Origin of the sequence: Mycobacterium sp., from assembly GCF_035506235.1 — a bacterium.
Classification (GTDB): domain Bacteria; phylum Actinomycetota; class Actinomycetes; order Mycobacteriales; family Mycobacteriaceae; genus Mycobacterium.
Genome location: NZ_DATJPU010000303.1, coordinates 1 through 4,255, shown reverse-complemented (window position 1 = coordinate 4,255; position 4,255 = coordinate 1). Strand labels below are relative to the sequence as shown.

At 61.1% G+C, this 4,255-nt stretch carries 3 protein-coding genes and 1 pseudogene; 1 reads left to right on the top strand and 3 read right to left on the bottom strand.

What is annotated here, in order from left to right; translation table 11 throughout:
• Window positions 1-82: 82 nt before the first annotated feature.
• Window positions 83-673 (bottom strand): annotated as a pseudogene (locus VMD50_RS28350) (phthiotriol/phenolphthiotriol dimycocerosates methyltransferase); the annotation flags it as partial.
• Window positions 674-1,435: 762 nt separating this feature from the next.
• Here VMD50_RS28350 and VMD50_RS28345 point away from each other — a divergent pair.
• Entirely contained in the window at window positions 1,436-2,143 is a 708-nt protein-coding gene (locus VMD50_RS28345) for a rhamnosyl O-methyltransferase (RefSeq protein ID WP_325433062.1), read from the top strand.
• A 162-nt stretch (window positions 2,144-2,305) separates the two neighbouring features.
• Here the strand turns inward: VMD50_RS28345 and VMD50_RS28340 are convergent, their stop codons facing one another.
• Window positions 2,306-3,307 (bottom strand): NAD-dependent epimerase/dehydratase family protein, encoded by a 1,002-nt coding sequence (locus VMD50_RS28340; protein ID WP_325433060.1) that lies wholly within the window; start codon window positions 3,305-3,307, stop codon window positions 2,306-2,308.
• Window positions 3,308-3,345: 38 nt separating this feature from the next.
• A partial coding sequence (locus VMD50_RS28335) for a nucleotide sugar dehydrogenase (RefSeq protein ID WP_325433058.1) occupies window positions 3,346-4,255 on the bottom strand: 910 nt, incomplete at its 5' end.

The window sequence follows — 4,255 nt, the reverse complement described above, 5'->3', positions numbered from 1 at the left end:
AGAGATGCCTCCATAACGTAAAGCCGAAGCACGCCGCTAGGAGAGACTGCTTCTTAAACATCATCACCGGATACGCCTTCTCCAGTCCTCGCGCAACCTGCTCATTGATGACCCTTTCCGACAGGAGCCGCATGGGGGCGTCGCCCAGTTCCTTCTCCCAGTTGGCGATATCCTGCTTTGGCCGGGCATCGGCGTACAGGAAATGGCCTCCGGGGCTTAGCACGCGCGCCACCTCGGCGAGGAACCGGGGAAATCGAGGGTAGCAGTGCGAGGCTTCGATGTTGATCACCGCGTCGAAGGATTGATCGGCGAAGGGCAGCTTCTCAGCGCTGCCCTCCACAAAATCCAGGGTGGGCAGTTGGTGCTTTTTTCGGCAGAAGTCCAGGCCGACGGGGTTCAAGTCCAACCCTGTATAGGAGGCCGGGCCCTGGGTGCGCGTTAGGTAGGAGGCCCCGCCGCCGTGCCCGCAACTAACCTCCAGCACCCGTTTGCCAGCGAGATCCACTTGGGTCGCCACGCGGTGGTAAAGCTGAATGAAGTAGCGGTTGGGCTCATCGGATTCCGCCAATGGCAAGGCCATCGGCGGATATTCCTCGTAGCCCCAGTTCATGAAAACCGTGTCATCATCGCTGAAATAGCGGCTGTTGAGCCGATACCAGTACCGGTTGAAAATCGGATGGGCGTGTGGATCTTTCCGCTGCTTGCGGCGTTCCGCGCGATCTGCGGGCACATCGGCCTGATTAAGGGGCAAAGTCACATGTAGATCTGAGTGATTCGCAAACAATTTCCGCGTTGGGGTGACTACCAGTTGGTTTGGTCTGCGCACCCGAGGAGTATGACACGATCTGCGCGGGCGGGCCATACATTTCCAATCCTCACCTGAGCGACATGGTCGACCACGCCTCGATCCCAAATCGCCGCGTTGGCCGCCGCACGCCGCAGGCTCCCGGCCTCCTACACAGGGCTGGACTTGGACCCCGTCGGCCTGGACTTCTGCCGAAAGCTCGAGCCCTCATCGCTCTAGAACTCGGGTGCTGTCGGCGCACCGGGTTCTGGTTGTGCGCGGCCTCAGCTATGCTGCAACGCAGCAGGTCTCGTACATCCCGCTGATGCCGGACTGGCCTGTGTCGAAAGCCAGGCCCGCCGTCCATCGTGTGCGCTATCCGATTGCATAGTCGCGCGACTCCGTCCCAGGCTGATGGACCGTCTTATGACTGGTTCCCGGCGAATCCTTGGAGGTATCACGGGTTTGTCCGCACCAACAGGCGGCGACTTCTACTGCTACTATGCGGCGATGCGATGGCAGCGTAAAGAAAATGGTGAGCAGAGGCCGGGGAGCACGCGGCTGGCACCGAGCCGTGGGGAGGCGGCGCAGGGAGCGAGCTATGTGGACAGGAAAGCGGCCCTACGAATCGGCGCGGCCCTATTTGAGTCCATGCCTACGCCATGGGATTTCGTAAAAAAAGTTGCGACTCCTTCGCTGGCCCGCTACTTTTACCAGCCGACGGGGTCGGAGCCCAATGAATATCACAAGTGGTACTACAACACTGAGGTGTTCAATAAGATTACCTGGATGGGCGTCAAGACCCAGAAGTCGGTTAGTGATATGTGGAATTACCAAGAGATTTTGTTTGACTTGAAGCCGTCTCTGGTAATTGAATTCGGCACGCATTACGGCGGCTCGGCTTTATATTTTGCCAACGTCATGAGGCAAATCGGCCAACCATTCAAGGTGCTTTCCGTGGATGTCTACCACGGGCCCCTCGAGCCGGCGGCACGCCGCGATTCCGATATCATGTTCATCGAATCGCGATCTACGGTCCCGGCTATTGCTGAGAATATACGACGCCTGAGAAGTGAATTTCCCGGCAAGGTCTTCGCCATCCTCGACAGCGACCATTCAATGAATCACGTTCTGGCCGAGATGAAATTGCTGCGGCCGTTGCTCTCGGCCGGCGACTATCTCATAGTGGAAGACTCCAACATGAACGGACATCCCGTCCTTCCTGGATGGGGACCGGGCCCGTATGAAGCCATCGAGGCATACGAGCATGAATTCCCAAACGACTACACGCATGACGTGGCGCGGGAGAACAAGTTCGGCTGGACGCAGGCGCCCAACGGGTACTTGATCCGCAACTAACGTTACCGATATCGCAGCATCGCTTCTGGTTGGACGGGGTCGCACCCAAGTTGCGACCCCGCAGGTTTCGATATCCCGCTGACACCGGATTGATCTTGGCCCGCTCGTCCATCGTGGTCGCGCCGCCGTTGCGTAGTCGCGCGACCCGCCTCACCGGATGGCTTAAGGCTGCTCCCCCGCGGATTCGTTGAGGTACCACGGGTTGGCCCGCGCCCAGTCGATGGTCCTCCGGATCCCTTCCTCGACGTCGACCCGGAGGCGCCATCCCAGCTCCCGCTGCGCCTTCGTCGAGTCCGGGATACGACGGGGGATGTCCTCATAGCGACCGCCGTAACGCGCTGCGGTGTCGACAGCTTCGGCGCCAGACACCGAGTCGACATTCGCGATCTTGATCGCCAGATCGACAACGTCACCCACAGTCGTCTCGCTCATGCTCCCGATGTTGAACGCCTCACCGATCGCCGCGTTGCTGTCGGCCGCGAGCAAGGTGCCGGCGATGGCGTCGTCAACGTAGGTGAAGCACCGCGACTGGTCACCCGAGTCGTAAAGCAACGGCGGGCGGCCATTGAGGATCCGGTGAATGCTCTGCGAAATCACGAAGATGGGACTCTGCCGCGGGCCGTAGACGTTGAAGTAGCGAACGACCGTCACCGGCAACCCGTAGGCGGTGTGCATTGCGAAGACGAGATGCTCGGCCATCGCCTTGCTGGTGCTGTAGCTCCATCGCGCGGTCCTTGTCGAACCTAGGACGCGATCGTCGTCCTCGGCGAAGGGCGGGTTGGGGTTTTTACCAAATACCTCAGACGTGCTGGCGAACACCACGCGTGTTCCGTACCGATGGCTGAGCTCCAGGACGTTGCGAGTGCCGGTCACGTTGACATCGAGAACCCGAAGCGGATCGTTGAGATAGTTTTTGACACCGACGACCGCGGCCAGGTGGAAGACCGTGTCGACGCCGCGTGTCAATGCTTTTTCGAGCGCGGCCAAATCGGTGACATCGCCTTGCACGAACCGGAAGTCGGGGTGCCGGTCGAAGTCGATGCTGGTGTCGCGGGTGTTCTTCGCGAAGTCGAACACCGTGACCGAGTCCCCGCGGTTTAGCAGTGCAGAGACCAAGTGCGATCCGATGAATCCGTAGCCGCCCGTCACGACAACGTCGGACATTATTGCTCTTTCATTTCGACGTAGAGGTTTGCGTTCACCTATCGGCCGATCCCCTTGTAGACGAAGCCGGCGGCGCGCACCGCCGCGGGGTCGAAGCTGTTCCGTCCATCGAGGAACACGCACCTGGTTGCCGTTAGTTCTGCGAGCCGGGGCAGCGGGATCTGGTGGAACTGTCGGTGACCCGCGAGGACCACTAGGGCGTCGGCATCCTTGACCGCCGACTCGATGTCTGGACTCAAGGGGATCTTGGTCACCGCGTGGGCCTCCTCGTCCGGCACCCACGGATCATGGACGGAAAGCTGGCAGCCGGACTCCTCGAGCAGGGCGACCACGTACTTGGTGGGCGTGAGTCGGCAGTCGCCGGTGTTGTTCTTGAATGCGATGCCCAGCACCGCGATCTTGCTCGTCTCGATCGCCTTGCCCTGATCGGCGAGGAGTTGCCCGAGCAGCCCGTAGGTGTAGGCGGGCATCGTGTCGTTGACGGTCCTCGACGTCCGGGGGATCGCCAGGTCCAGCCCGACGGACTGTCCCAGGTGGTTGACGAACCATGGATCCTTCGTCAGGCAGTAGCCGCCGACGCCCATGCTCGGCCTCAAGATGTTGGCATCACGGCCGCCCTTGGGCATGGTGTTGGCCGCCTCGATGACCTGGAGGGCGTCCATGCCGAGCCGGTCGCATACCTTGGCCAGCTCGTTCGCAAGCGCGACGTTGAGGTCGACCCAGAGGTTGTCGGCAAGCTTGACCATCTCGGCGGTCCGCGGATCGTCGACGACGATGGAGTCCACTCCCAGGGCGTGTCGCCACAGCGTGGAGCAGGCGCGGGCGCTGCGCTCTTCGACAGCACCGACGACGACCGGGATGGATGTCAGCTCGTGGATGGCTTGACCTTCGGCCAGCCGCTCGGGGCAAAACGCCAACCCGAAGTCGACCCCGGCCCGCAATCCGGAC